General features: G+C 71.4%; 16 protein-coding genes. 4 read left to right on the forward strand and 12 right to left on the reverse strand.

Features of this window, described 5'->3' with window-relative positions; genetic code table 11:
- Nucleotides 1-8: 8 nt before the first annotated feature.
- Nucleotides 9-1,910 carry an AMP-dependent synthetase/ligase gene (locus ACIQRL_RS26425; RefSeq protein WP_401335941.1) on the reverse strand — a complete coding sequence of 634 codons (1,902 nt, stop codon included), beginning with the start codon at nt 1,908-1,910 and terminating at the stop codon, nt 9-11.
- Between the two features lie 401 nt (nt 1,911-2,311).
- Between ACIQRL_RS26425 and sthA the strand changes: the two genes are divergently transcribed.
- On the forward strand, nt 2,312-3,715 hold the full coding sequence (gene sthA / locus ACIQRL_RS26430) for a Si-specific NAD(P)(+) transhydrogenase (RefSeq protein WP_401335943.1): 1,404 nt from the start codon (nt 2,312-2,314) through the stop codon (nt 3,713-3,715).
- A gap of 190 nt (nt 3,716-3,905) precedes the next feature.
- Here sthA and ACIQRL_RS26435 read toward each other — a convergent pair whose 3' ends face one another.
- On the reverse strand, nt 3,906-4,925 hold the full coding sequence (locus ACIQRL_RS26435; protein ID WP_401335946.1) for an LLM class flavin-dependent oxidoreductase: 1,020 nt from the start codon (nt 4,923-4,925) through the stop codon (nt 3,906-3,908).
- A 453-nt stretch (nt 4,926-5,378) separates the two neighbouring features.
- Between ACIQRL_RS26435 and ACIQRL_RS26440 the strand changes: the two genes are divergently transcribed.
- The 3 genes from ACIQRL_RS26440 to ACIQRL_RS26450 all read left to right on the forward strand — a co-directional run bounded on the left by ACIQRL_RS26440 (nt 5,379) and on the right by ACIQRL_RS26450 (nt 8,688).
- The gene (locus tag ACIQRL_RS26440) at nt 5,379-6,323 is read left to right on the forward strand and encodes an NADP-dependent oxidoreductase (RefSeq protein ID WP_401335948.1); all 945 of its coding nucleotides are present in this window, start codon (nt 5,379-5,381) and stop codon (nt 6,321-6,323) included.
- A 140-nt stretch (nt 6,324-6,463) separates the two neighbouring features.
- Nucleotides 6,464-7,321 (forward strand): AAA family ATPase, encoded by an 858-nt coding sequence (locus ACIQRL_RS26445; RefSeq protein WP_401336469.1) that lies wholly within the window; start codon nt 6,464-6,466, stop codon nt 7,319-7,321.
- Nucleotides 7,318-8,688 (forward strand): VWA domain-containing protein, encoded by a 1,371-nt coding sequence (locus tag ACIQRL_RS26450; protein ID WP_401335951.1) that lies wholly within the window; start codon nt 7,318-7,320, stop codon nt 8,686-8,688. The genes ACIQRL_RS26445 and ACIQRL_RS26450 overlap by 4 nt, the downstream gene beginning before the upstream one ends.
- Before the next feature lie 30 nt (nt 8,689-8,718).
- Here the strand turns inward: ACIQRL_RS26450 and ACIQRL_RS26455 are convergent, their stop codons facing one another.
- The 10 genes from ACIQRL_RS26455 to ACIQRL_RS26500 all read right to left on the reverse strand — a co-directional run bounded on the left by ACIQRL_RS26455 (nt 8,719) and on the right by ACIQRL_RS26500 (nt 21,618).
- Nucleotides 8,719-9,690 carry an alpha/beta hydrolase gene (locus tag ACIQRL_RS26455; RefSeq protein WP_401335954.1) on the reverse strand — a complete coding sequence of 324 codons (972 nt, stop codon included), beginning with the start codon at nt 9,688-9,690 and terminating at the stop codon, nt 8,719-8,721.
- Nucleotides 9,691-9,872: 182 nt separating this feature from the next.
- A complete protein-coding gene (locus ACIQRL_RS26460; RefSeq protein WP_401335957.1) occupies nt 9,873-11,735 on the reverse strand; it encodes a M1 family aminopeptidase in 1,863 nt (620 codons plus the stop codon).
- A gap of 285 nt (nt 11,736-12,020) precedes the next feature.
- On the reverse strand, nt 12,021-12,683 hold the full coding sequence (locus ACIQRL_RS26465; RefSeq protein ID WP_401335959.1) for a spherulation-specific family 4 protein: 663 nt from the start codon (nt 12,681-12,683) through the stop codon (nt 12,021-12,023).
- Nucleotides 12,680-13,609, reverse strand: a complete 930-nt coding sequence (locus ACIQRL_RS26470) for an NAD-dependent epimerase/dehydratase family protein (protein WP_401335960.1) — start codon at nt 13,607-13,609, stop codon at nt 12,680-12,682. The genes ACIQRL_RS26465 and ACIQRL_RS26470 overlap by 4 nt, the downstream gene beginning before the upstream one ends.
- A gap of 7 nt (nt 13,610-13,616) precedes the next feature.
- Nucleotides 13,617-14,330 (reverse strand): sugar phosphate nucleotidyltransferase, encoded by a 714-nt coding sequence (locus tag ACIQRL_RS26475; RefSeq protein ID WP_401335963.1) that lies wholly within the window; start codon nt 14,328-14,330, stop codon nt 13,617-13,619.
- 34 nt (nt 14,331-14,364) lie between these two features.
- Nucleotides 14,365-15,366 carry an SDR family NAD(P)-dependent oxidoreductase gene (locus ACIQRL_RS26480; protein WP_401335966.1) on the reverse strand — a complete coding sequence of 334 codons (1,002 nt, stop codon included), beginning with the start codon at nt 15,364-15,366 and terminating at the stop codon, nt 14,365-14,367.
- 98 nt (nt 15,367-15,464) lie between these two features.
- Complete coding sequence (locus ACIQRL_RS26485) at nt 15,465-16,841, reverse strand: hypothetical protein (RefSeq protein ID WP_401335968.1); 1,377 nt, start codon at nt 16,839-16,841, stop codon at nt 15,465-15,467.
- Nucleotides 16,838-18,376, reverse strand: a complete 1,539-nt coding sequence (gene pelF / locus ACIQRL_RS26490) for a GT4 family glycosyltransferase PelF (protein ID WP_401335970.1) — start codon at nt 18,374-18,376, stop codon at nt 16,838-16,840. The genes ACIQRL_RS26485 and pelF overlap by 4 nt, the downstream gene beginning before the upstream one ends.
- 85 nt (nt 18,377-18,461) lie before the next feature.
- A complete protein-coding gene (locus tag ACIQRL_RS26495) occupies nt 18,462-20,594 on the reverse strand; it encodes a hypothetical protein (RefSeq protein WP_401335973.1) in 2,133 nt (710 codons plus the stop codon).
- Between the two features lie 496 nt (nt 20,595-21,090).
- Nucleotides 21,091-21,618, reverse strand: a complete 528-nt coding sequence (locus tag ACIQRL_RS26500; protein WP_401335976.1) for a hypothetical protein — start codon at nt 21,616-21,618, stop codon at nt 21,091-21,093.
- Nucleotides 21,619-22,268: the final 650 nt, after the last annotated feature.

Genomic DNA, 22,268 nt, shown 5'->3' on the forward strand with positions numbered 1-22,268 from the left:
GATTCCGGTCACCGGAACACGTTGTCCGAGTCGTCCAGGATCGACGGCTCGCCGATCGCCGCCTCCCGCGGAACCCTCGACGTGGTCTGATACATCGCCTCGATCTCGGCCGCGTACCGCTGGGCGATCGCGTCCCGGCGCAGTTTCAGCGAGGGCGTCAGCAGCCCGTTGGACAGGTCGAACGGCTCCGGGAGGACACGGAAGACCCGGATGGACTCGGAGCGGGAGACGGTGGTGTTGGCCGCCGCGACCGCGCGCCTGACCTCCTCGCGCAGCTCGTTCTCCTCGCGCGCGTCCCGGGCGGGTGTCTCCCCCTTGGCCCGGGAGGCACGCCAGTGCGTCACGAACTCGGGGTCCAGGGTGATGAGGGCGCCCACGCAGGGCCGGTTGTCGCCCACGACGGCCGCCTGGTGGATGAGCGGGTGGACCCGCAGCCGTTCCTCCAGAGCGGCGGGGGCCACGCTCTTGCCCCCGCTGGTGATGATGATGTCCTTCTTGCGCCCGGTGATGGTCAGATACCCGTCGGCGTCGACCTGACCGATGTCCCCCGTCGCCAGCCAGCCGTTCCGGAACGAGGCCCGCGTCGCCGCCGCGTCGTTGATGTAGCCCTGGAACACGGAGGGCCCCCACACGTGGATCTCCCCGTCGCCGGACAGCTGGATCTCCGTGCCGGGCAGCGGCCGTCCGACGGTGCCGAACTTCTCCCGCCCGACCGGCTGGGCGGTGATGCCTCCGCCGGTCTCGGTGAGCCCGTATCCGTCGTGGATGGAGATGCCGATTCCCGCGAAGAACAGGGCGAGTTCACGGTTCAGCGGGGAGCCGCCCGAGACCGCGCCGCACACCCGCCCGCCCAGCGCGCCGCGCAGCCGCTTGTACACCGTCTTCTCGTAGAGGGAGTGCTGGAGCCGCAGATCGAAACCCGGTCCCGTTCCCGTGCCCAGCCGCTGCTGCTCCTCGGCCAGGGCGAAGTCCCGCGCCGTGCGCACCGCGCGTTCGAACAGCACGCTGCGGCCGGCCCGTTGCGAGGCCTTCACGAAGTTCTTGTAGATCCTCTCGAACACGGACGGGACGGCGTACAGATAGGTCGGCCGGAACGAGAGCATCGCCTCGGAGAGCGTCTCCTCCCTCAGATCGGGCTCGTGCCCCATCAGGATGCCGCCGCGCAGACAGAGCCCCTGGACCATCAGGCCGTAGACGTGGGAGAAGGGCAGGAAGGCCAGGACGGCAGGCTGCACACCCGGCGGAGCCGCCGTCTGTCTCCAGCCTTCGAGCAGCGTGTCGCAGGGGCTCGCCAGGCTGCGGTGCGTCAGGGCGCAGCCTTTGGGCTGCCCCGTCGTGCCGGAGGTGTACGCGACGACCGCGGTGGAGTCGGCCAGCACGATGCGGCGCAGCGAGTCGACCGCGGTCACCGGTATCGCCCGGCCCCGCTCCACCAACTGCGCGATCGCCCCGTTGTCCAACTGCCAGACATGGCGCAGGTACGGGAGCGCGGCGCACGCCGAGCCCACCGTCATGACGCCCTGCTCGTCCTCGACCACCACGCCCACGCAGTGCGCGTCCGCCAGGATCCACGCGACCTGTTCGTGCGACGACGTCGGGTAGATCGGCACGATCTCCACGCCGACCGACCACAGGGCGTAGCTGAGCACCGTCCACTCGTAGCGGGTGCGCGCCATGATGGCCACACGGTCGCCCGGCCGGACGCCGGATCTGACGAGTCCCCGCGCCACGTCGACCACCTGGCCCCACAGCTCGGCCGCCGTCACCTGCGTCCAGGAACCCGAGCGACCCTCGGCGCGGCGCGCGAGCTGCGGCAGATCAGGGGTGCTGAGCGCCGTTTCGCGGAGGCTGTCGGCGAGTCCCCCCTGGGTGAGTGCGGTTGGCGGTGGAGGAAGGTGGGACTGGTGCATTCGCCGCTCCGGAATTCTCCTCGACGTGACCTCACCCCCGGAGGCGCCGATGTCAAGGATTCCCGAATGTAGCCCACACGGGCGACACCTGCGCCCCCATTCCGGCATGCGTTCGCCCGACGCTGAGTTTCCGTTCCCCGGACCTTCCCTTTTGACCCTTCGGAACGTCAACAGCACTCCGCCCGGCCGCCGTTGACGGCCGACGGTGCCTCCCGGACGCCGCCGCACGGAGGGGGACGGGGCGGCGGGGGCGCACGGCACGGGACAGAAGGGCAGCCGTACGGACGTGGGTGCCCGGGGTTGACGGCGGGGAGCACCGGCCCTCGCTTCATCCGTCACTCCGGTGACTGATCACCCGTTCACCCTTTCGGGAAGCGGTCCCGGGCTGACAGACTCCGCAGGTGCGCGACTTCGACATGCTCGTCATAGGATCCGGCCCGGGTGGACAGAAGGCCGCCATCGCGGCCGCCAAGCTCGGCCGTCGGGTCGCCGTCATCGACCGCCCCGACATGGTCGGCGGGGTCTCCATCCACACGGGAACCATCCCCTCCAAGACGCTGCGTGAGGCGGTGCTGTATCTCAGCGGCCTCAGTCAGCGGGATCTGTACGGCCAGAGCTACCGGCTGAAGGAGGACATCACCGTCGCCGATCTGATCGCTCGCACCGAGCACGTGGTCAGTCGCGAGGTCGACGTCATCCGCAACCAGCTCTCGCGCAACCAGGTGTCCCTGTTCGCCGGCACCGGCCGCTTCGTGGACGACCACACCGTCGCCCTGGTCGAGGTGAACGGCAACGAGAAGCTGTTGAGCGCCGACCACATCGTCATCGCCACGGGCACGCGTCCGGCGCGGCCCGAAACCGTCGAGTTCGACGGGCGGACGATCATGGACTCGGACAACGTCCTGAACCTGGAGCAGGTGCCGCGCTCCATGGTCATCGTCGGCGCCGGTGTGATCGGCATGGAGTACGCCTCCATGTTCGCCGCCCTCGGCTCCAAGATCACGGTGGTCGAGAAGCGCTCCGCGATGCTCGACTTCTGCGACGTCGAGGTGATCGAGGCGCTGAAGTACCACCTGCGGGACCTCGCCGTCACCTTCCGGTTCGGCGAGACCGTCGCCGCCGTCGAGCGCCACGCCCGGGGCACGCTCACGGTCCTGGAGAGCGGCAAGAAGATCCCCGCCGACGCCGTCATGTACTCGGCGGGCCGACAGGGTCTCACCGATGAACTCGACCTGGACAAGGCGGGGTTGTCCGCCGACCCGCGCGGCCGGATCACCGTCGACGAGCACTTCCGCACCGAGGTGCCGCACATCTACGCCGTCGGTGACGTCATCGGCTTCCCGGCGCTCGCGGCCACCTCGATGGAACAGGGCCGGACGGCGGCGTACCACGCCTGCGGAGAGCCGGTGAACCGGATGCTCGACCTGCAGCCGATCGGCATCTACACCATCCCGGAGATCAGCTTCATCGGCCGGACGGAGGACCAACTCACCGAGGACTGCGTGCCGTTCGAGGTGGGCATATCCCGCTACCGGGAACTGGCCCGGGGGCAGATCATCGGCGACTCGCACGGCATGCTGAAACTGCTGGTCTCGCCCGACGACCGTAAACTCCTCGGCGTCCACTGCTTCGGCACCGGCGCGACCGAGCTCATCCACATCGGCCAGGCCGTCATGGGCTGCGGCGGAACGGTCGACTATCTCGTCGACGCCGTCTTCAACTACCCGACGCTCGCCGAGTCCTACAAGGTCGCCGCCCTGGACGCGACCAACAAGATCCGGCAGATCGACCGCCTCAGGGACTGACCGCCGCGAGACGCTCCCGGGGGGCGGGGGCGGGGGCGACGCGTCGGGCGTCGACCCGACCCCGCCGTCGACCCGACCCCGCCGTCGACCCGACCCCGCCGTCGACCCGACCCCGCCGTCGACCCGACCCCGCCGTCGACCCGACCCCGCCGGGGGCGATCACACCACCCGGCGGGCTCTCCGGCTCCGTTCAGAGGGCCGGCCGCCAACCCAGCGCCGGGCCGAGCCCGGTGGCGATGTCGGTGAGGATCTGGACGTAGTCCTCGTTGCCGAAGGTGAACGGAAGGGCGAACGCCACCTCGTCGATCTCCCTGAACGCGGCCTGGGCGTAGAGCTGTTCGGCGATGTGCTCGGAGCTGCCGACGAGGTCGGGCGCGAACATCAGACGCGCGGGCCCCTGCGGCGTCCTCGTGCGCGGCAGCCTCCCCTGGGCGTACTCCTCGTATTTCGCGCGCTGTGCGGGTGAGGCGCTGTCGGTGGGGATCACGACGAGCCCCTGCGAGACGCGGGCGCGTTCGCCGTCCGGGTGGTGGGCGCGGAAGGCCCGTACGTGGGAGAGCTGGATCTCGGCGAAGTCCTCGGACTCCTCCGCCTTCACGACGCTGCTGGTCAGGAAGTTCATGCCGTGCTCGCCCGCCCATCGGGCCGACCGCAGGCTGCCGCCGCCGTACCACATGCGGCGGCCCAGGCCGGGGGAGTGCGGCTGTACGCGGTCCGAGAAGACCTCGAAGCCCTCCGTGCCGCTGAAATCGGTGGCCGGCCTGCCGCGCACGAAGTCCAACAGCCGCTCCACGCGCGCGTATCCGAAGTCCTCGCTCTCGGCCGTGTCGGGATACAGAGCGTCCCTCACCCGCTCGTAGTGCTGGGGCGGGCCGACGCTGACTCCCGGGTTGAGGCGGCCGTCGGCCAGCACGTCGACGGTCGCCAGGTCCTCGGCAAGCCGCAGCGGGTTCTCCCAGCCCACGGGTATGACGGCCGTCCCGAGTTCGATACGGCGGGTGCGCTGCGAGGCGGCGGCCAGCACGGCTACGGGCGAGGAGATGCCGTACTGGAGATGGCGGTGGCGCAGCCACGCGCTGTCGAAGCCCAGCCGTTCGCCCAGTTCGATGATGCCGAGCGTGGACTCGTGGCCGCGCCCGGGGTCGTCCCCGTCGAAAAGGCCGATGGTCAGGAAACCGAGTTTTCGCAGCGGGTGTGACGGCAGTGGCACAGGCTCCTCCATCGTTCGCGGCACGCCGCGTCGGACGTCGGCGCCACCACAGATTGTCGCAGCGGCTCACACTTGGCCTTCGGGAGGACCGGGCAGGTCAGGGAGCCGCGGCGCGGGGTGTCCACGCAGCGTGCCCTGCGGGACTTCGCGAAGGTACTGCGCGACACGGTCCGGGCATGGCACCGTGGACGCAGGGTCTGGCCCGTCACTCCCCCCGTGGTGACGGGTCAGACCTCTCCGCCGCCCGATGCCTTCCCGTGGTCGGGCGGGGGCCCGTTCCCGGCGGGAAAGCCGCCCGTCCCGCTCTCGCGACTGCGGGGGCGCACGAGCCCGGCAGGAAAGCCGCCGGTCCGGGATCTATCGTGAAGAACGGCCGGTCCGTGCCGGAGCCGCAGGACCCGATGGCGATCGACTCGACGGCGGCCCTGTGCCGTCCCGATGAGGAGGAACCGGATGAACGGCACGATGCACGCGGTGCGCGGTCATCGGCGGGGCGGGCCGGAGGAACTGGTCTACGAGGTCGCACCGAAGCCGGCGCCCGGCCTCGGCGACGTGCTGGTCGAGGTCCGGGCGGCGTCGGTCACCTCGGGGGAGCTGGGCTGGGACGCGACCTGGACCGACAGCTTCGACGGCAGCGGCAGCCCGCGATTGCCGATCGTGCCGTCGAAGGAGGTCTCCGGCGTGGTGGCGGAGCTCGGTCACGGTGTCGCGGAGTTCAGGCCCGGTGAGGCGGTCTACGGTCTGATTCCCTTCACCCGGGACGGGGCCGCGGCCGAGTACGTGACCGTTCCCGCGGCGGATCTCGCCGCGAAGCCGGGGTCGCTCGACCACGAGCGGACGGCCGCGCTGCCGCTCGCGGGTCTCACGGCATGGCAGGGGCTTGTCACCCATGCCGCTGTCGCGCCGGGACAGCGGGTGCTGGTGCACGGCGCGGCGGGTGGCGTGGGCTCGTTCGCGGTGCAGGTCGCGGCCGCGCTCGGGGCCGAGGTGACGGCCACGGCGGCGGCCCGGGACGCGGACTTCGTGCGGGGCCTGGGCGCGCAGACCGTGATCGACTACGTCGGTCAGCGCTTCGAGGCCGAGGTCAAGGACGCCGACGTCGTGTTCGACACCGTCGGAGGGGACACCCAGGACCGTTCCTGGCAGGTGCTGCGTCCGGGCGGAGTCCTGGTCAGCGTCGTCGCGCCGCCGACACCGCGGGACGGGGCGGACGCCCGGGCGGTGTTCTTCGTGGTCGAGCCGGACCGCGCCGGTCTGGAGGAGCTGACGGCACTCGTCGAGGCGGGCCGGCTGGTCCCGCAGGTCGACCGGATCGTTCCGCTGGAGAGTGCCCCGGGGGCGTACGCGGCCCTCGAACGGGAACACCGGCGGGGCAAGATCGTACTGCGGGTCTCCTAGGTTTCCTGGGCCTCGGGGGAGGGACGCCTTCCCGGAGCCTTCCACCAGGTGCCGTGGGGGCCGTCACACGTGACAGCGAGGGTGAACAAGCGCTTAGATAGTGAGCCCGACCTCGTCCGCGCGTGCTGGAGGCCCCGTTGCTGTTCACATCCGTCGACGACGTCTCCGCACGCCTCGCCGACACGGGCTACCTGGCGTCGCCCGCCGTCGCCACCACGGTCTTCCTGGCCGACCGCCTCGGCAAGCCCCTGCTGGTGGAGGGCCCCGCCGGCGTGGGCAAGACCGAACTCGCCAAGGCCGTCGCACAGGTCGCCGGGGCCCGGCTGATCCGCCTCCAGTGCTACGAAGGCGTCGACGAGTCACGGGCGTTGTACGAGTGGAACCACGCCAAGCAGCTGCTGCGCATCACCGCCGGCCGGGACGAGACGTGGGACGAGACGCGCACGGACATCTTCAGCGAGGAGTTCCTGCTGCCGCGCCCGCTGCTGACCGCCATCCGCGGCGACGACCCCAAGGTCCTGCTCATCGACGAGACCGACAAGGCCGACGTCGAGGTGGAGGGCCTGCTGCTCGAAGTGCTCAGCGACTTCCAGGTCACCGTCCCCGAGCTGGGCACGATCGCGGCGACCAGCCGCCCCTTCGTCGTGCTCACCTCGAACGCCAGCCGTGAACTGTCCGAGGCGCTGCGCCGCCGCTGCCTCTTCCTCCACATCGGCTTCCCCGACGAGGAGTTGGAGCGCCGGATCGTACGGCTGAAGGTGCCCGGACTCGACGAGGCGCTCACCGAGTCCGTGGTGCGGGTCGTCGGGGCGCTGCGGGAGATGGACCTGCGCAAGGTCCCCTCCGTCGCCGAGACCATCGACTGGGCCCGCACGCTGCTCGCCCTGGGCGCCGACACCCTCGACGAGAACGTCGTACGCGACAGCCTCGGCGTGATCCTCAAGCATCAGGACGACGTACTGAAGGCGACGGCCAAGCTCGACCTGGGCGCCGTGTGACCGGCGCCGTGCCGGCCGCCGGAGTCGCGGACCGGCTGACGGGACTGGTCGGTGCGCTGCGCTCGCACGGCGTGCGGATCGGCACCGGCGAGACCGTGGACGCCGCCCGGGCGGTGGCGGCGCTGGGCTTCGCGGACCGTGACCGGCTCCGTGAGGGGCTGGCCGCCACCCTGCTCCACAACCCGGGACAGCGGCGGGTGTTCGACCCCGTCTTCGACGTGTACTTCCCGCGGGGCGTCGGGGCACCGGACGGCGTGCCGCCCGCCGACCGGGACGACCTGCGGGACCGCCTCGCGGCCGCGCTGGCCGCCGACGACCAAGCTCTCATGGGTCAGTTGGCCATCGAGGCGGTGGACGGGTTCGGCGGCTACGGGGGTACGACGGCCACGGACGGCTGGTCCTCGTACCAGACGCTCGACCGGCTGCGGCCGCAGACGCTGATGGCCCGCGCGCGGGACGCGGTCCGCGCGCAGGGCGGCGGGGAGGGGTTCACCGACCGGCTCCTCGAGGACGAGATCCGGCGGCGCATCGAGGTGTTCCGCGGGCAGGTCGCGACGGAGGCGCGGCGCCGGATCGCCGAGCGGCGGGACCGTGACGAGATCGCCCGGCGCGCGGTGGCCCCGACCGCCGACCGCGTCGACTTCCTGTTCGCCGGCCGGGACCGCCTCGCCGAACTCCGCAAGGTCGTACAGCCGCTCGCGCGCAAACTCGCCACCCGCCTCGCCGCGCGTCGCCGCCGGGCCAGTCGCGGCACCATCGACCTGCGCCGCACCCTGCGCGGATCGCTGTCCACGGGCGGGGTGCCGATGCGCCCGGTGCTGCGCAGGCGCCGTCCCGTGCGGCCCGAACTGGTGCTGCTGTGCGATGTGTCGGGGTCGGTGTCGGGCTTCTCGGACTTCACGATGCTGCTGGTGCAGGCGCTGCACGACCAGTTCAGCAAGGTGCGGGTGTTCGCCTTCGTCAACCGGGTCGACGAGGTGACCGGGCTGATCGGGCCCGGCGCCGCCGATCCCGAGGGACTCAGCGCCCGGATCCGCGCGGAGGCGACGATCACGGGCTGGCACGGCAGCAGTGACTACGGCCTCGCGTTCGGCGAGTTCGCCGAGCGGTACGCCGGATCCGTCGGCTCCCGAGCGACCGTCTTCGTGCTCGGTGACGCCCGTACGAACATGAGCGATCCCAATCTGCCCGTCGTCCGCCGGCTCGTGAGGCAGGCCCGACGCGCCTACTGGCTGAACCCGGAAGCGCGCTCGCAATGGGGCACGGGCGACTCCGCGGCCCTCGCCTACGCCGAACTCGTGGAGATGCACGAGTGCCGCAACGCCCAGCAGCTCAGCACGCTGATCGGCCGCCTCCTGCCCGTCTGAACGACCGTCGGCGCGACGGATGCCGAGCCGTCACGGCGTGAGGAGCCGGCGCAACCAGGTCATGCGGGCGGCGCGGGCGGTCCGCGCGAGCGCGGTGTGCGGGGCGAAGGCGTCGAAGCCGTGGAAACCGCCGGGCCACACGTGCAGTTCGGCGACTCCGCCGGCCTGCCAGATCCGCGACGCGTAGTCGACGACCTCGTCCCGGAAGGTCTCCGCCGAGCCCACGTCGAGGAAGGCCGGGGGCAGTCCTGACAGGTCGGCGGCCCGCGCCGGGGCGGCGTAGGCGGACACGTCCGGGCCGCCGCGGGCATCGCCCAACACTGCTGTCCAGGCTGTCCAGTTGGCCGTACGGTCCCAGGCGCCGACACCCGCCATCTGGTGTGCGGACGGAGTGTCGTTGCGGTCGTCGAGCATCGGGTACATCAGGACCTGCCCGAGCGGCCGCGGCCCCTCGCGGTCCCGGGCGAGCAGGGCGAGCGCCGCGGTCAGGCCGCCGCCCGCGCTGGCGCCCGCGACGACGATCCGCTCCGGGTCGCCGCCGAGGTCCCCGGCGTGCCGCGCCGTCCACAGCAGACCGGCGTAGACGTCCTCCACCCCGGCCGGGTACGGGTGTTCGGGCGCCAGCCGGTACTCGACGGACACCACGACCGCGTCCAGTTCCTTCGCCCACTCCAGGACGACCTCCACCCCGGCCCGGTTGGTGCCGAGGACCATGCCCCCGCCGTGGGAGTGGTAGATCACCGGGCGCGGCCCGTCCTTCGGGGGAGCGACGGGCCTGACGACGAACAGCGAGATGTCAGGGGCGCCGTCCGGCCCCGGAACCGTCAGGTCCGAGGTCGCGAACGCGCCGCCGTCGGTGAGGTCGTACGCGGGTACCGCGAGCTCCGGTTCCGCGCGCAGGGCGGCGATGTCCGCGAGGCTCGGCCCGGACGGCGCGGACCGGCCGGCCGCCGCGAGGGCGACATCGAGTTCGGGGTCGAACGGGGGCGGTACCAACAGCATGGAGTCTCCTCGCGCCGAGCCCGGCGGTTCACCCGACCATGATCGGGCGCCGTGCTCCCGGACCGGGAGCCGCCGTACCGCGGAACCTGCCCCCGACCTGGCGGACCATGCGCACCGCGGTGACGCCCGAAGGCGCCACCGCGGGTGAAGCGGGTTCAGTCAGCCGTCGGTACGGTGACCGGTCAGCCGTCGATGCGGTGGGTCGTCCAGAACGACGTCAGGTCCGTGGTCGTGGCGGCCTGGGCTGCCGCCTTGAACTCGGCCGTGGTCGAGACGCCGTACCAGTGCGACGTGGCGTAGTCCTTGAGGAGCTTGGCCATGACGGTGTCGCCGAGGACGCGCCGCAGGTCGTGCAGGGCGCACTTGCCGTAGCCGTAGACGACGGTGGAGTAGCGGGACGAGTGCGCGTCCCAGTAGGCCATCGAGTTGGTGATCTTCTCGGCGGTCGAGGCCCAGGAGGTGCTGTTCCAGCAGTTGGTGCCGGTGAGGCCCTGCGCCAGGTCGGTGGCGTAGTCGGTGAACGCCTCGTCGAGCCACGGGCTGTTGTACTCGTCGTCGCCGACGATCCCGTAGAACCACTGGTGACCGATCTCGTGGGTGAGCGCCGTGGTGCTGACCAGGTCGAGGACGAACCCGGGGTACTCCATGCCGCCGAACCAGTAGTTGTTGTCGATCACCGCGTCCAGCTCGCCGTACGGATAGGCGCCGAAGCGCGCCGCGTGGGCGTCCACGGCGGACTTGGCGGTGCTCAGCATGGACTGGGCGTTGGCGGAGCTGATGCCGGTGACGGTGTAGATGTTGATCGCGGTACCGGCGGTCGAGGTGCCGGAGATCTTGGTGAAAGGACCGGCGGCCCAGGCGAAGTCACGGACCTTGGACGCGGTGGCCGTGGTGATCGTGCGGCCGCTGGAGCCGGCGGTGTCGACCGAGGTGCCGGTGGCCGGGACCAGCAGGCTCGTCGGATGGTCGAGGGTCACCTTGAAGTCGGCGGCCAGGGAGTAGAAGGACTCGCCGTTGTTGGTGTACGGGTCCAGGTGCCAGCCGGAGCCGTCCTTGACCGCGAGCACGGGCAGCGCGTTGCCGATGTTGTTGAAGGCGCCGTCGTAACCGAACCGGTCGGCGCCGCTGGGAACGGTGATACCCAGGTCGAAGCCGATCGTCCCGGTCTGGCCCTGCGCCACCGGCGAGGCCAGGCTGATCTGGAGGGCCGTGCAGCCGACCGAGAGGGCGCCCGCGGTGCCGCCGCTGACGTTGCTGACGGCGATGGGCATCGCGGAGCAGGTGCCGTGGTAGTTGTCCCACAGCCTCAGGTACACCTCGCTGAGCGCGGTGGAGGAGGCGTTGGTGAAGGTCACGCTCTCGTGACCGGTCCAGCCGGTGCCGCTCGTGTTGCTGGTCAGACTGACCGTGTACGCGGGGGCGGCCGGGGTTCGGGTGGAGTCGGCCGGCGGGGTCGTGTCACCGGAGGTGTTCAGGGCGAGGTCGTCGAGGACGAAGCTCGTCTGGAGGCTGGAGTCCTCGGTGCCGGTGAAGGCGACGGTCACCGTCTGGCCCGCGAACGCCGACACGTCGAACGTCTTCTGGGCGTACCCGGACGCCTTGTTGAGGTTCGAGTACGTCGCCAGCGTCGTGCTGCCGATCTTCGCGGTGAGTTTGTCGTAGGCCGTCGACGAGGTCGTCTCCGCCGTGTCGATGTGCAGCCAGAACGTGAGGCTGGCGCTGCTGCAACCGGACGGGATCGTGACGCTCTGCGAGAGCGTGTCGGTGTGGGTGCTGCCGACGCCGTCCAGCCAGGCGAAGCTGGTGCCGCCGTGGGCGCTCTGGCCCGTGCGGCTGGTGATCACGGTGGTCGAGGACTGGGTCCAGGGCGAAGTGCCGCTCTCGAAGCCGCCGTTGGTCACCACCTGGGCCGGGGTGCAGGCGGCCGCTGCCGCCGGTGCCGCTTGCGGCGAGGCCGCCGCGGGGGTGCTGGGGAGCGAGACTGCGGCCAGGGCGGCGACGACGAGAACGCGTGCCGCCAGGGCCTTGAGGGGGGTCGGTCTCACACGAAACTCCTTTGAGGCGGCCGGGATTCCGGCCTGCTCGGTGGCCGCCCGGGACGACTGGGGTGCGCCGCTGGGTGGCCGCGGGCCGCGCGCGGGTGCGCGCGGTCGCTTGGTGAGATTTCCGCGCCGTCACCCTGGGGTCAGGGCGACGGCACCTGGAAGCCTCGCAGATTTGACCGAGACATGCCATCGAACTGCTGGAAAGGAGATCGGGGTCGCCGGAAAGGAGCCGGGGTACGGCAAGGAGGTCCGGGCGCGGGAACGGCGCTCGGTGATGTGTACCGCTCAGGCCTCCGGCTCTCTCAGGGCGGGCGTCAACCGCGCCCAGGGATTGGGGAGTTCACCCGTCACCGGTCCGGCCACCGCCGCACCGCGATCACGCGCGGTGCGAACGGCGAGCGGAACGAGCGCCTCGGGGACGCCGTAGACCAGATGACAGAACCGCTCGGGCGGGTGTCGCGCGGTCCAGGGCGGTCTGCTGAACGCCGAGACGTACGTGGACCAGTGGCCCTCGAACGTGACGAGCAGATCGGCGAAGCGGGCGTACCCGGGCGCCGGGTGGACGCCCATGTTCAGCACGACCGGAGCCGCCCCGAGCCGGCGCAGGCTCTGCACCAGCCGCTTGCAGCCGGGCATCGCCTCCGCGGTGGGCGCCACCTGGTCGAGGAAGCACCCCTCGGTCCCGTACCAGTCCCGGTGGCGCAGCACCTCGTCCGCGACGAGGTCCGGATCGCGTGCGCCGTAGTCGGTGTCGACATAGCCGAGCAGCCGGGCGCCCGCCGACCGCAGCGCGCCCGTGGCCGCGGTGAACGCCGGGTCCGGGCCCTCGCCCGGCCCGTCGGCCGGGTTGATGACGACCCCGTACGTACGGTCGGCCGACCTGATCAGCCGGTGCCAGGCGCCCGGGTCCTCGCCCGGGTGCACGTACAGCGGAATCAGCAGGCTCATGACGTCCGGTCGTCTTCGGGACGCGGAACGGGAGCGGTCCCGGCGACCGCCGTCCAGAGCGCCGCCAAGGAGTCGTCGAGGGTCAGGGCGGGCCGCCAGCCGAGCGCCTTCCCGGCAGCGGTGATGTCGGAGCACTGCCACGACACCTCGCCCGAGCGGGCGGAACCGCCGCCGTTCTCCTCGATGCGCCCCCGGAACCCGGCGGCGCGCGCCAGGCCGTTCACCAGGTCGCGCACCGGAACGGCCTTCCCGCCCCCGATGTTGAGGACGCGTGGCAGCGGTCCGGGGGCCGTCGCCGCGGACACCGCAGCCCGCGCCACATCACGTACGTCGACGAAGTCGCGGTACGCCGACAGGTCGCCGAGGCGGATGACCGCGTCCGGGTCCGTGCCGGCCTCGGTGAGCAGTCCCGCGATCCGGCCCGGCAGCCCGGTGGCCGGCGCCCCGGGCCCGACGGGGTTGCCCACCCGGAGCACCACCGCGTCGAGGCCGGAGGTGGTGACGGTGACCGTGCCGGCGAGCTTGGTGGCACCGTACGGGGTGAGCGGACAGGTGGCGGCGGACTCGGTCACGCTGGTGTCGCGGATGCCGGGACCGTATTCCGCGGCCGAGCCCAGATGGACCAGTCGGGCGGCCGGTGCCGCCTCGCGCAGCGCCGCGCAAAGAACCGCGGGACCGCGGGAGTTGACCTCGGCGAGGGTCACGGCGTCGCCGCCGGTCGCTCCCGCGCAGTTGATCACGGCGTCGGGCGCGGCCGCCGCCAGGGTGGGAACCAGCAGCTCTCTGCGAACGCCGGCCAGGTCGATGCCGAACTCCGCGGCCGGCGAGCGGCCACCGCCGAGCACCCGCACGCCCGGAAGGGTGTGCAGGTGCTCGACGACATGGCCGCCCAGATAGCCGGTGAAGCCCAGGACGAGAATGCGCATGCGGTGGTCAGGCTCCCTTGAGCAAAAGCGACTTGCGGGTGGTGAACTCGGCGTTGGCCCGGTCGTAGTCGTCCGGGCGGCCGATGTCGAGCCAGTACCCGTCGAAGTCGTAGGCGTGCGGCTCGTTCCGGCTGCGCAGCAGGTCGAGGACCAGCTCGTCGAAGCCCAGCGGCAGCCCCGGTGTATAGCCTTCGAGCGTGGACCGCGACAGACCGTACACGCCCATCGAGACGCGGTAGTCGATGCTCGGCTTCTCGGTGAAGGCGACCACCTTGCTGTCGTCGGTGGTCAGCACACCGAAGTCGATCTGCACCTTGCGCGCGTACGTCGCGATGGTCAGCGGCGCCCCCGAACCCCGGTGCCGTACCAGGACGTCGCCGAAGTCGAGATCGGTGAGCACATCCCCGTTCATCACGAGGAACGAATCGGGCAGCCGGTCGCGCATGGTCAGTAACGGGCCCATGGTGCCGAGCGGGCTCTCCTCGGTGGAGTAGTCGACGGCCATGCCCCATTGGGACCCGTCGCCGACATAGGCGCGGATGATCTCGCCCAGGTGGCCTATGGCGATGGTGCAGCTGGTGAACCCGGCCGTGGCGAGCTGACGGAGAACGATCTCCAGGATGGCGTGCTGGTCACCGATGGGGACAAGCGGCTTGGGCAGCGCGGTGGTGTAGGGCCGCAGCCGGACGCCCTTGCCTCCCGCGAGAATCACTGCGTGCATGGGACTCCTCCTTCGTGGGACGTGCCGGACGGGGTCAGATGTTGTAGATGCCGGTTTTGTACCGGGCCAGGTTCGCCGGTTCGCGGAAGAACTCCACGGTGTGCGCGAGTCCTTGGGCCAGGTCGTGGGCCGGGCTCCAGCCGGTTGCCTCGGTGAGCCGGGTCGCGTCGGCGACCAGTCGCATCACCTCGGAGTTGGCCGGCCGGATGCGTCCCGCGTCCTCGCGCACGTCGAGGGCGGTGTCCATCACCTTGCCGATCAGCGCCACCAGGTCGCCGACCGAGATCTCGCCGCCCGTACCGGCGTTGAAGGTCCGGCCCACGACCTTCTCCGCGGGCGCCGTGCCCACGGCGAGGAACGCCTGCGCGGTGTCCTTGACGAAGGTGAAGTCGCGGGTGGGCCGCAGATCGCCGAGCGTGATGGTGCGTTCGCCCGCGGCCACCTGGCCGATGACGGTGGGGATCACCGCGCGCATCGACTGGCGCGGACCGAAGGTGTTGAACGGCCGCAGCGTCACCACCGGCGTGTCGAAACTCGCGTGGTAGCTGTCGGCCAGCCGGTCCCCGCCCGCCTTCGAAGCGGCGTACGGGGACTGGGTGTTGATGGGGTGGTCCTCGGTGATCGGCACGGTCTGCGCGGTGCCGTACGTCTCGCTCGTGGAGGTGTGCACGAGCCGGGGAGTGCCGAGCGCGCGCACCGCCTCCAGCACGTTCAGCGTGCCGGTGACGTTGGTGTCCACATAGCTGTGCGGCGCCTGATAGGAGTACGGGATCGCGATGAGCGCGGCCAAGTGGTAGACGCAGTCGGCGTCTTCGACCAGACCGCGGACCGAGCCCGGGTCCCGGACATCGCCGAGGACGATGTCCACCTGGTCCAGGACATCGGGGTGCAGGGTCTCCAGCCAGCCGTACGAGGAGAAGGAGTTGTACTGCGCCATGGCCCTCACCCGATATCCGGAGGCGACCAGCGCCTCGGTGAGGTGGGAGCCGATGAAACCCTCGGCTCCGGTGACGGCGGCGAGCGGTTCGGTGGTCAACTCGTGGGTCCTTCCGGTTGGTTGCTCGTGTGACGTGCGATTTCGGATGAGTGCACGGCGGCCGTACGGGATGGTCCGGGCGGCCCGTGTGCGGTGGTTCAGGCGTGTGGAGCCGGTCGCCCCAGCAGCCGCACGGCACAGACCGTGAGACACAGCGCGGCCGTGCCGCAGAACAGGGTCAGTACGACGGCGCTCGGCGGGGGACGCAGCACGGTGACCCAGGCGGCCCCGCAGGCCGCCGCCAGGCAGACCGCGGCCGGCGGCCAGGCCACCCCGAAGGCCTGGAGCAGCAACGCGGTCCACAACGTGGCCGCGAGCAGCAGCAGCGGGGCCGGCTCCGCGCCGGTGAGCAGGGCGGCCGGCAGCAGAGGGAGGACGTAGACGAGCAGACAGAGGGCGAGGATGCCGGTCGAACGGAGCAGGAAGGCGGCCGGAGTCGCCGTCGCCCGCAGCGCCGCCACCGACATCCCGCGATACCGGTACAGCAGCCACTCCGCCGGTCCCATGCTCACCGTCAGCACGATCACGGCGTACGGGTGCTGCCGTCCCTCCAGCAGCACCAGCACCCCGGCGGACAGCCCGAACACGCCGTACGGCAGCGACCGCAGCAGCGACGGACGGGTGCCGCCCTGAACCGGCGAGGCGGTGAACGTGGCCCGCAGTGCCCAGCCGGCCGCGGCGACCGCGCCGAGCACGGACAGCAGCGGCAGGCCGATGCGCGCCGCGGTACCCGGGTCCCACCAGGGCAGCGCCACCGCCCCGGCGATCAGCGGGGTGAGCGCGGCCAGCAGCAGCCGTTCCGCGCCCAGGACCAGCAGCACCCCGGCCGCCGCGAGATACACCGACTGCGCGGCGGCGATCCCGATCGCCGTGCCGGACCCGGCGACCAGCGCCCCGGACGCCGTCGCGGCGAGCGCGCCGAGCGGGGCCCCCTTGAGCAGGGTCCGGCCCGCCTCGCGGCGGCCCGTGGTCATGCGCAGGTAGGCGCGGTGCCCGAGTGCCTGGCCCCACGCCCAGGAGACGAGTCCGGCCACCACCAGGACATCGAGATCCCGGCCCGCGTGCCACAGCCGCCCGGTCAGCAGATAGGCGAGGCCCGGCAGGGCGAACAGTGCCCCGCGCAGCCCGCAGCGGACATGGTCCGGACGCCACGGGTTGGGCGGTCGCGGCGGCTCCGGAAAGGTGCGCGGCACGCGTTCGTACAGCGCGGAGGCGAGCGAGAAGAGGTTCGGGTGCCCGTACCGCTCCTGGATGACCTCGGCGGTCAGCCCCTCCGACTCCAGCAGCGCGGCCACCTCGTACGGGTGGACGGCCGGCCCGATGCCGTCCGCGAGCTCGGCGGCGAGCCGGTCGACCGCGTCCCGGTCCGGGCCCTGGCGGGGTCTGGACAGCGCGAGCGTACGGTCGTCGGCGAGCCGCAGGGACAGGGTGTCGCCCCCCGTGCCGCCGGGCTGCAGGGCCATCGGTCCGCTCATCCGGCCAGGCTCCTCGGCTCGGACGGAGCCGCCGGACCGGCCGGTGCCGCGAGCACGGCGTCGGCCGTCTCGGGAACGTCCGGGACGATCCGGCCGAGCGCCGACAGTTCCAGGTAGATGGTCCGGAAGGTGTCGACGGTCTGCCGCAGGGTGAACTGCTCGATGACCCGCAGCCGGGCCGCCTCGCCCATCGAACGCCGCCGCCCGGGATCCCCCAGCAGCTTCAGCGCGGCGGCGGCCATGGCACCCGGATCGCGCGGCGGGACGACGAGACCGCTGTCGCCGACGGCCTCGCGCACCCCGCCCACGTCCGTGGACACGGTCGCCCGCCCGCACGACATGGCCTCGATCAGCGTGAACGGGAAACCCTCGCTGATGCTGGAGAGCATCACGACGTTGCCCGCCGCGTAGGCGTCCTTGATGTCGTCCACGCGGCCCTCGAAGCTGACCGCGTCCGCGTGCCCCAGCTCGGCGGCCAGGGCCTCGCAGCGTTCGCGGTAGGCCTCGCCGCCACGCGGTGTGCCGCCGAACAACCTGAGCCGCGCTTCAGGGAGTTCGGCCCGTACGAGGGCGAACGCCCGGATCAGGGTCTCCAGATCCTTGATCGGGTCGACGCGTCCGGCCCAGCTCAGCGTCGGCTGCTCCGGCTCCGGACCGGCCGGCGGGAACGCGGCCGGGTCCACGCCGTTGTAGACGGTGCGGATCGACTCGGGTGCGGCGCCGCCCTGTTCCTCCCACAGCCGGTTGTAGCGGTTGCCCGGGGTGATCAGCGCGGCCCGCCGGTACGTCTCCTCCGCGAGCAGCCGGAAGAAGCCCAGCACGACGGCCTTCACCGGCCAGCGGTACGGGCCGGTGCGGTAACCGAGATAGCGCTCGCGAAGATACACGCCGTGCTCGGTCAACAGCAGGGGTACGCCGTGCCGTTCGAGCGCGGCCAGGCCCGGCAGCACGGCGACACCGCCGCTCACCGCGTGCGCCACCCCGTGCTCGGGCAGCGGCGCGGTCAACGGACGCAGCGCGTGTTCAAGGAGAGCGGTCGCCGTGATGGCGTCGTGCAGGGTCGGCCGGGCCTCACGGACGGCGAGACCCGGACGGTTCCACACCCCGGTCAGGATGCTGATCGCGCGGTCGCCGCGCAGGAACGGACCCAGCATCCCGTCGGCCGCGGCCTGAGCCATCGCGTACAGCGCGCCGGCGAACCGGTCCTCGGCGCACGGGTCGAGCAGAGCGGTCAGGAACTGTTCGTAGGCGGCGGTGAGTTGATTGCGGCGCCGCCCGCGGGGCGGGCGGCCGTCGGGCGCCGGCCCCCACATGGGGACCGCGACGATGTCCAGGACCTGTGCGGGGATGTCCCACACGATCGGTTCGCGTCCGGTGCCGGTGACGGCGATGACGTCGAAGTCGATGTCGGGCATGCCGTCGACGAGTTGGTCGCACCAGACACTGACGCCGCCGTGACTGTGCGGGTAGGTGCCTTCGGTGAGCAGGGTGACGCGCGTTGAGCTGAGGCTGCGCGCGCCGCGGGGAACGTGCATTGATGTGCTCCACGGCCGAGGTTGGGGTGGTCGAGCCCGTCCCGGCCGCTGATGGCGCGGCCGGGACCTTCGGTCGGTGCGCGGCTCAGTCGGCCGGGCTGTAGGGGACCTGCTCGGTGACGCCCGCCGGTACGCGGGTGTCCGGCGCGCCGCTGGTCGCGGGCTGCCGTGAGGCGTCGACGGTCGAGGTCAGGGCGGCGGTCGAGGACGGCAGGCCGAGCGTGAGCGCCGTGCCGGCCGGTGTCGTCCATCCGGAGACCTCGCCGGCGTAGGCGTCGCCGAAGCCCGCCGTGCCGTTCGTGGTGCCCGTGGGCATCGTGGCGGTGACCGCGACCCCGCTCGGCGCCTGGACGGTGACGGTGTCACCGACGCGGTAGGCGGTGACCTGGCCGGCGTCGACAGCGGCCTTCCAGGCGGCCCGGCGCCGCAGTTCGACGCCGATGTCCTTCATCCGCAGGTTCACCACCGGGGTGTCGTCCGAGAACAGGCTGTTGTAGCCGTCGAGGACGCCGTCGAGCACCGGATAGGCGATGCGCTCCTCGGCGAGGTTCGACTGGTGGATGAAGTGCGGCTTGGGGTCGTTGGCGAGCACATGCCCGAGGTCGATCCGGGTCTCCAGCGGCACGATGTGGTCGGTGTAGCCCGTGCTGGTGCTCAGCGGCGCCGGCAGACAGGTCGAGGTGTCCGGGTGGTCCTCGCAGATACCGCTGCCGCCCTGGGCGCGGCCGGTGTAGATCCAGTTGTACTCGTCGACCTCTTCGGCCGCCTTCCCCGCGTTGTAGAAGACGTTCATGGGGTAACGCGGCACGGTGACGGCGGGACCGACCTGACGCTGGTCGGACTCGCGGGAGTTGTCGGAGCCGAGCCAGGCGACGCCGGTGTCGGAGAGCGCGAGCGCCAGGTTGGGGTTGTCGACGGGCTGCTGCGGCGAGATCTTCAGACCGGAGTGCTCACCGGTGATCAACTCCTGGTTGTCCAGCGGGAGTCCGGCGGTCTGGCCCCAGACGCGGTTGTTCGCGATCTCGTCGGCGATCGTGGTGCGGCTGACCCACGTGGTGCTGCCGTCGGCGTTCGTCGCGCACTTCCACGGCACCACGGTGGTGTCCTGCTGGCAGCCGAGGAACGCGTGGGTGTAGGTGTGGTTGATCCAGCGGAAGCTGTTCCGGTCGGCGATCAGTTTGTCGGCGAGCGGGTCGGCACCGTTGTTGTCCTCGCGCTGGTCGACGCTGCCGGCGCCGTTGTAGGCCAGGTCGAGGGTGAAGTTCCGTCTCGTCTCCCAGTCGGTCGCGTAGTCGACATCGGCCGGGGTCATCCGGATCGGGTTCGCGACCCCCTCGCCCTGCGGGCAGTCGATGTCGCCCGGCGTGCAGTTGAGCGTGGTGTCCCAGCGGTCGTCGGCGGCGAAGACGTCGTCGACGTGCACGGCGAAGTAGTTGCGCGAGGCGCCGAGATGCACGCCCTGGGTCATCCACTCCACGATTCCGCGGGCAAGCAGCCGGAACTGCTGCTGGTACTGGTTGTAGACGAACGTGACGACCAGCTCGCGCCGTCCGTCGTGCCGGTACTCGCCCACGAGGGACCCCCGTGTCGACTGCCCCGGGATCGGCGCGTCGACGTACGGAGTGAAGTCCGCTCCCGCGGCGGGCGTCGACAGGTAGGCGTAACTCTCCCCCACGTCCGGGGAGTTGTCCTCGAACGGCACCGCCCCGTCCAGATAGCCGAAGGGCCCGGACTTTCCGGCCGTCGTGACCTGCGCCTGCACGCCGTCGAGGCTGCCGGAGTAGCCACCGAAGACGGGGTACTGGAGTCCTGCCTCGGGACGCGCGTAGGTGTAGGCGTCGACCTGTGGGATCGCGTACGTCTGTTCGTAGGCCGCGAGGGCCGCCATCTCGGCCGAGTTCGCCGCGAACGGGTTGTCGTTGGGCAGCACGACGGCCTGGAACTTGGCGCGCGGTACGCCGTCCACGGTGTCCGCGAGGAAGTCCGCGTCGATCACCGGCCGTCCGGACTGCTGAAGGTCTACCTCGGTGTACGGCGTGCCGGCGGCAGCCAGTTCGGCCGCGATGGCATCGGTCGCCGGACCGCCGTCACTCACGATCAGGACCCGCAGATCGATGCGGGGTGTGGCGGTGTCCGCGTGCGCCGTGCCGGCCGGTAAGCCGAACGAGGCGATGAGCGCGCCGACGGTGAGCGCGGTCGTGCGAATGGTCCGCTTCATGCGGTGAAGTCCCCTCCCCGGGCAGGGGTGAGTGCTGCTCGCATGGAGCCGACCACCCCCTGACGCGACGCCACTGCCCCCCTCAGACGTGGTCGTCACGCGTTCGTCGCGTCACATAGTGGTGTCTCTGTGTAGCTTTCGTGTGCCTGTTGCGAAACATGACGGAAAAGAGCGGGTATCGAACGGGTGGTCATCGCACGGTGCGGCGAGGATGCCGCCGTCACTGTGGGGTAGCGGATGGTTACCAAGCGAAACGTTCCTGTGCTGGCCACGGCTGGGTTCGGGGTGGATCTGGAACGCCGGGATCCGGCCCGATGCAGTGCCAATGGTCCAGACCGCGGCGGGTTTTGGCTGAATGATCGGTTTTAGGTCAGCCTGACCCGTCCCTGTGAAGTTGCTGTGAGCAAAGGGCGGCCGGTCCACGCGATGCGCGTGGACCGGCCGCCCTGTCGGTGACCCGTCGGATCTCCGCTGTGTCGCCTGTCGCTCCTGCCGGTCAGGCGCAGAGCACGCGGGTCTCGGGTGTGTACACCGGACCACCGTTGGTGTTCGTGCTGTCGCTGAACTCGGCGTAGTAGTACGAGTAGAAGCCGATGTTGCCGTTGCAGCCGGAGTCGGCGGCGACCTGGAGGGTGAGCGTGACGGTTCGGCTCTGGCCGGGCGGAATGGTGGACCCGTAGTTCGGGCCGAGGTTGGCGGGTCCCGTTCCCGAACACGGAACGCTGCCGGCGGCCGAGGCCAGGGAACAGCCGGTGAAGCTGTATTTCAGATCGGGACGTTGGGTGGTCAGCCAGGTCGGCTCGATCGTCTGGTACACGAACCAGACGTCGTACGTCCTGTGGTTGGTGATCGTCATCGACAGGCTCACCGTGCCGCCCGGGACGGTCGTGGCGCTGTCCGTGGTGAACGTCAGATCGGCCGGGGCCGGATCGGCCGCGCTCGCGGTGGGGACCAGGCCGAACAGCGCGAGGGCGAAGGCGAGGGCGGAGGCGAGACCGAGTCGTCTCAACTGTGTTGATCGCATGGCCCGGGAGGCTAGGCAGCCCGCGAACGCACCGTCTGCCCCCGTACGGACACGGAGTGTGATGTCCGGCCGGAAGTGGATGTCCCGTGGGGAGTCGGTGGAGGCACCGTGGGGAACGCCTGCCGCCCCGATTTCCGCACGGCGATGCGGAGTCGGAGAACCGGCGTGCCGGAGTGCGGGCGCCGCCGCCCGGCCGCGCCGCCCCGCCACCGCTATTGGCGGATATCGAACGTATCGTGCCCGGCGCACCGCTCGCCGGTCCACCGGGTTCGGCCCCGAAATCGGCCAAGCTGGCCCTTTCCGGCCGGAGCCGCGCCCTTCCCGGCGCATCTCCCGTCCCGGCGGCGCCTTCGGCCCCGTCGGAAACACGTGTGCATGAACCGGGGGAGTGCGGGCACAAGCAAGACCGGACCGCTCGTGGATGCCTCCCCCCCCCCGGCAGCCACGAGCTCTCGGCCCCGCCCGTGACCCCATCCCCCCGGGATCGCGAGGCGGGGCCGCCGCTGTCCCGCCTGCGCGGACCCGTAGGGCGCGCCGCGGTGAACTCGACGGTTCCCCCGCGCTCGGGTGAACTCGATGCGCCCCGCGCCCGCTACGGGAATGCGGGCAATTCCCGGGAAGCGGGTGTCAGCGGCCGGGAAAAGGACACC

The sequence above is a fragment of the Streptomyces sp. NPDC091209 genome (genome assembly GCF_044757755.1).
In the GTDB taxonomy this organism is placed as follows: domain Bacteria; phylum Actinomycetota; class Actinomycetes; order Streptomycetales; family Streptomycetaceae; genus Streptomyces.

Coding starts and splice junctions, on each gene's coding strand:
- ACIQRL_RS26425 (WP_401335941.1), bottom strand. CDS start 1,910: ATGCACCAGTCCCACCTTCCTCCACCGCCAACCGCACTCACCCAGGGG.
- ACIQRL_RS26440 (WP_401335948.1), top strand. CDS start 5,379: ATGAACGGCACGATGCACGCGGTGCGCGGTCATCGGCGGGGCGGGCCG.
- ACIQRL_RS26455 (WP_401335954.1), bottom strand. CDS start 9,690: ATGCTGTTGGTACCGCCCCCGTTCGACCCCGAACTCGATGTCGCCCTC.
- ACIQRL_RS26465 (WP_401335959.1), bottom strand. CDS start 12,683: ATGAGCCTGCTGATTCCGCTGTACGTGCACCCGGGCGAGGACCCGGGC.
- ACIQRL_RS26470 (WP_401335960.1), bottom strand. CDS start 13,609: ATGCGCATTCTCGTCCTGGGCTTCACCGGCTATCTGGGCGGCCATGTC.
- ACIQRL_RS26475 (WP_401335963.1), bottom strand. CDS start 14,330: ATGCACGCAGTGATTCTCGCGGGAGGCAAGGGCGTCCGGCTGCGGCCC.
- ACIQRL_RS26485 (WP_401335968.1), bottom strand. CDS start 16,841: ATGAGCGGACCGATGGCCCTGCAGCCCGGCGGCACGGGGGGCGACACC.
- pelF (WP_401335970.1), bottom strand. CDS start 18,376: ATGCACGTTCCCCGCGGCGCGCGCAGCCTCAGCTCAACGCGCGTCACC.
- ACIQRL_RS26495 (WP_401335973.1), bottom strand. CDS start 20,594: ATGAAGCGGACCATTCGCACGACCGCGCTCACCGTCGGCGCGCTCATC.
- ACIQRL_RS26500 (WP_401335976.1), bottom strand. CDS start 21,618: ATGCGATCAACACAGTTGAGACGACTCGGTCTCGCCTCCGCCCTCGCC.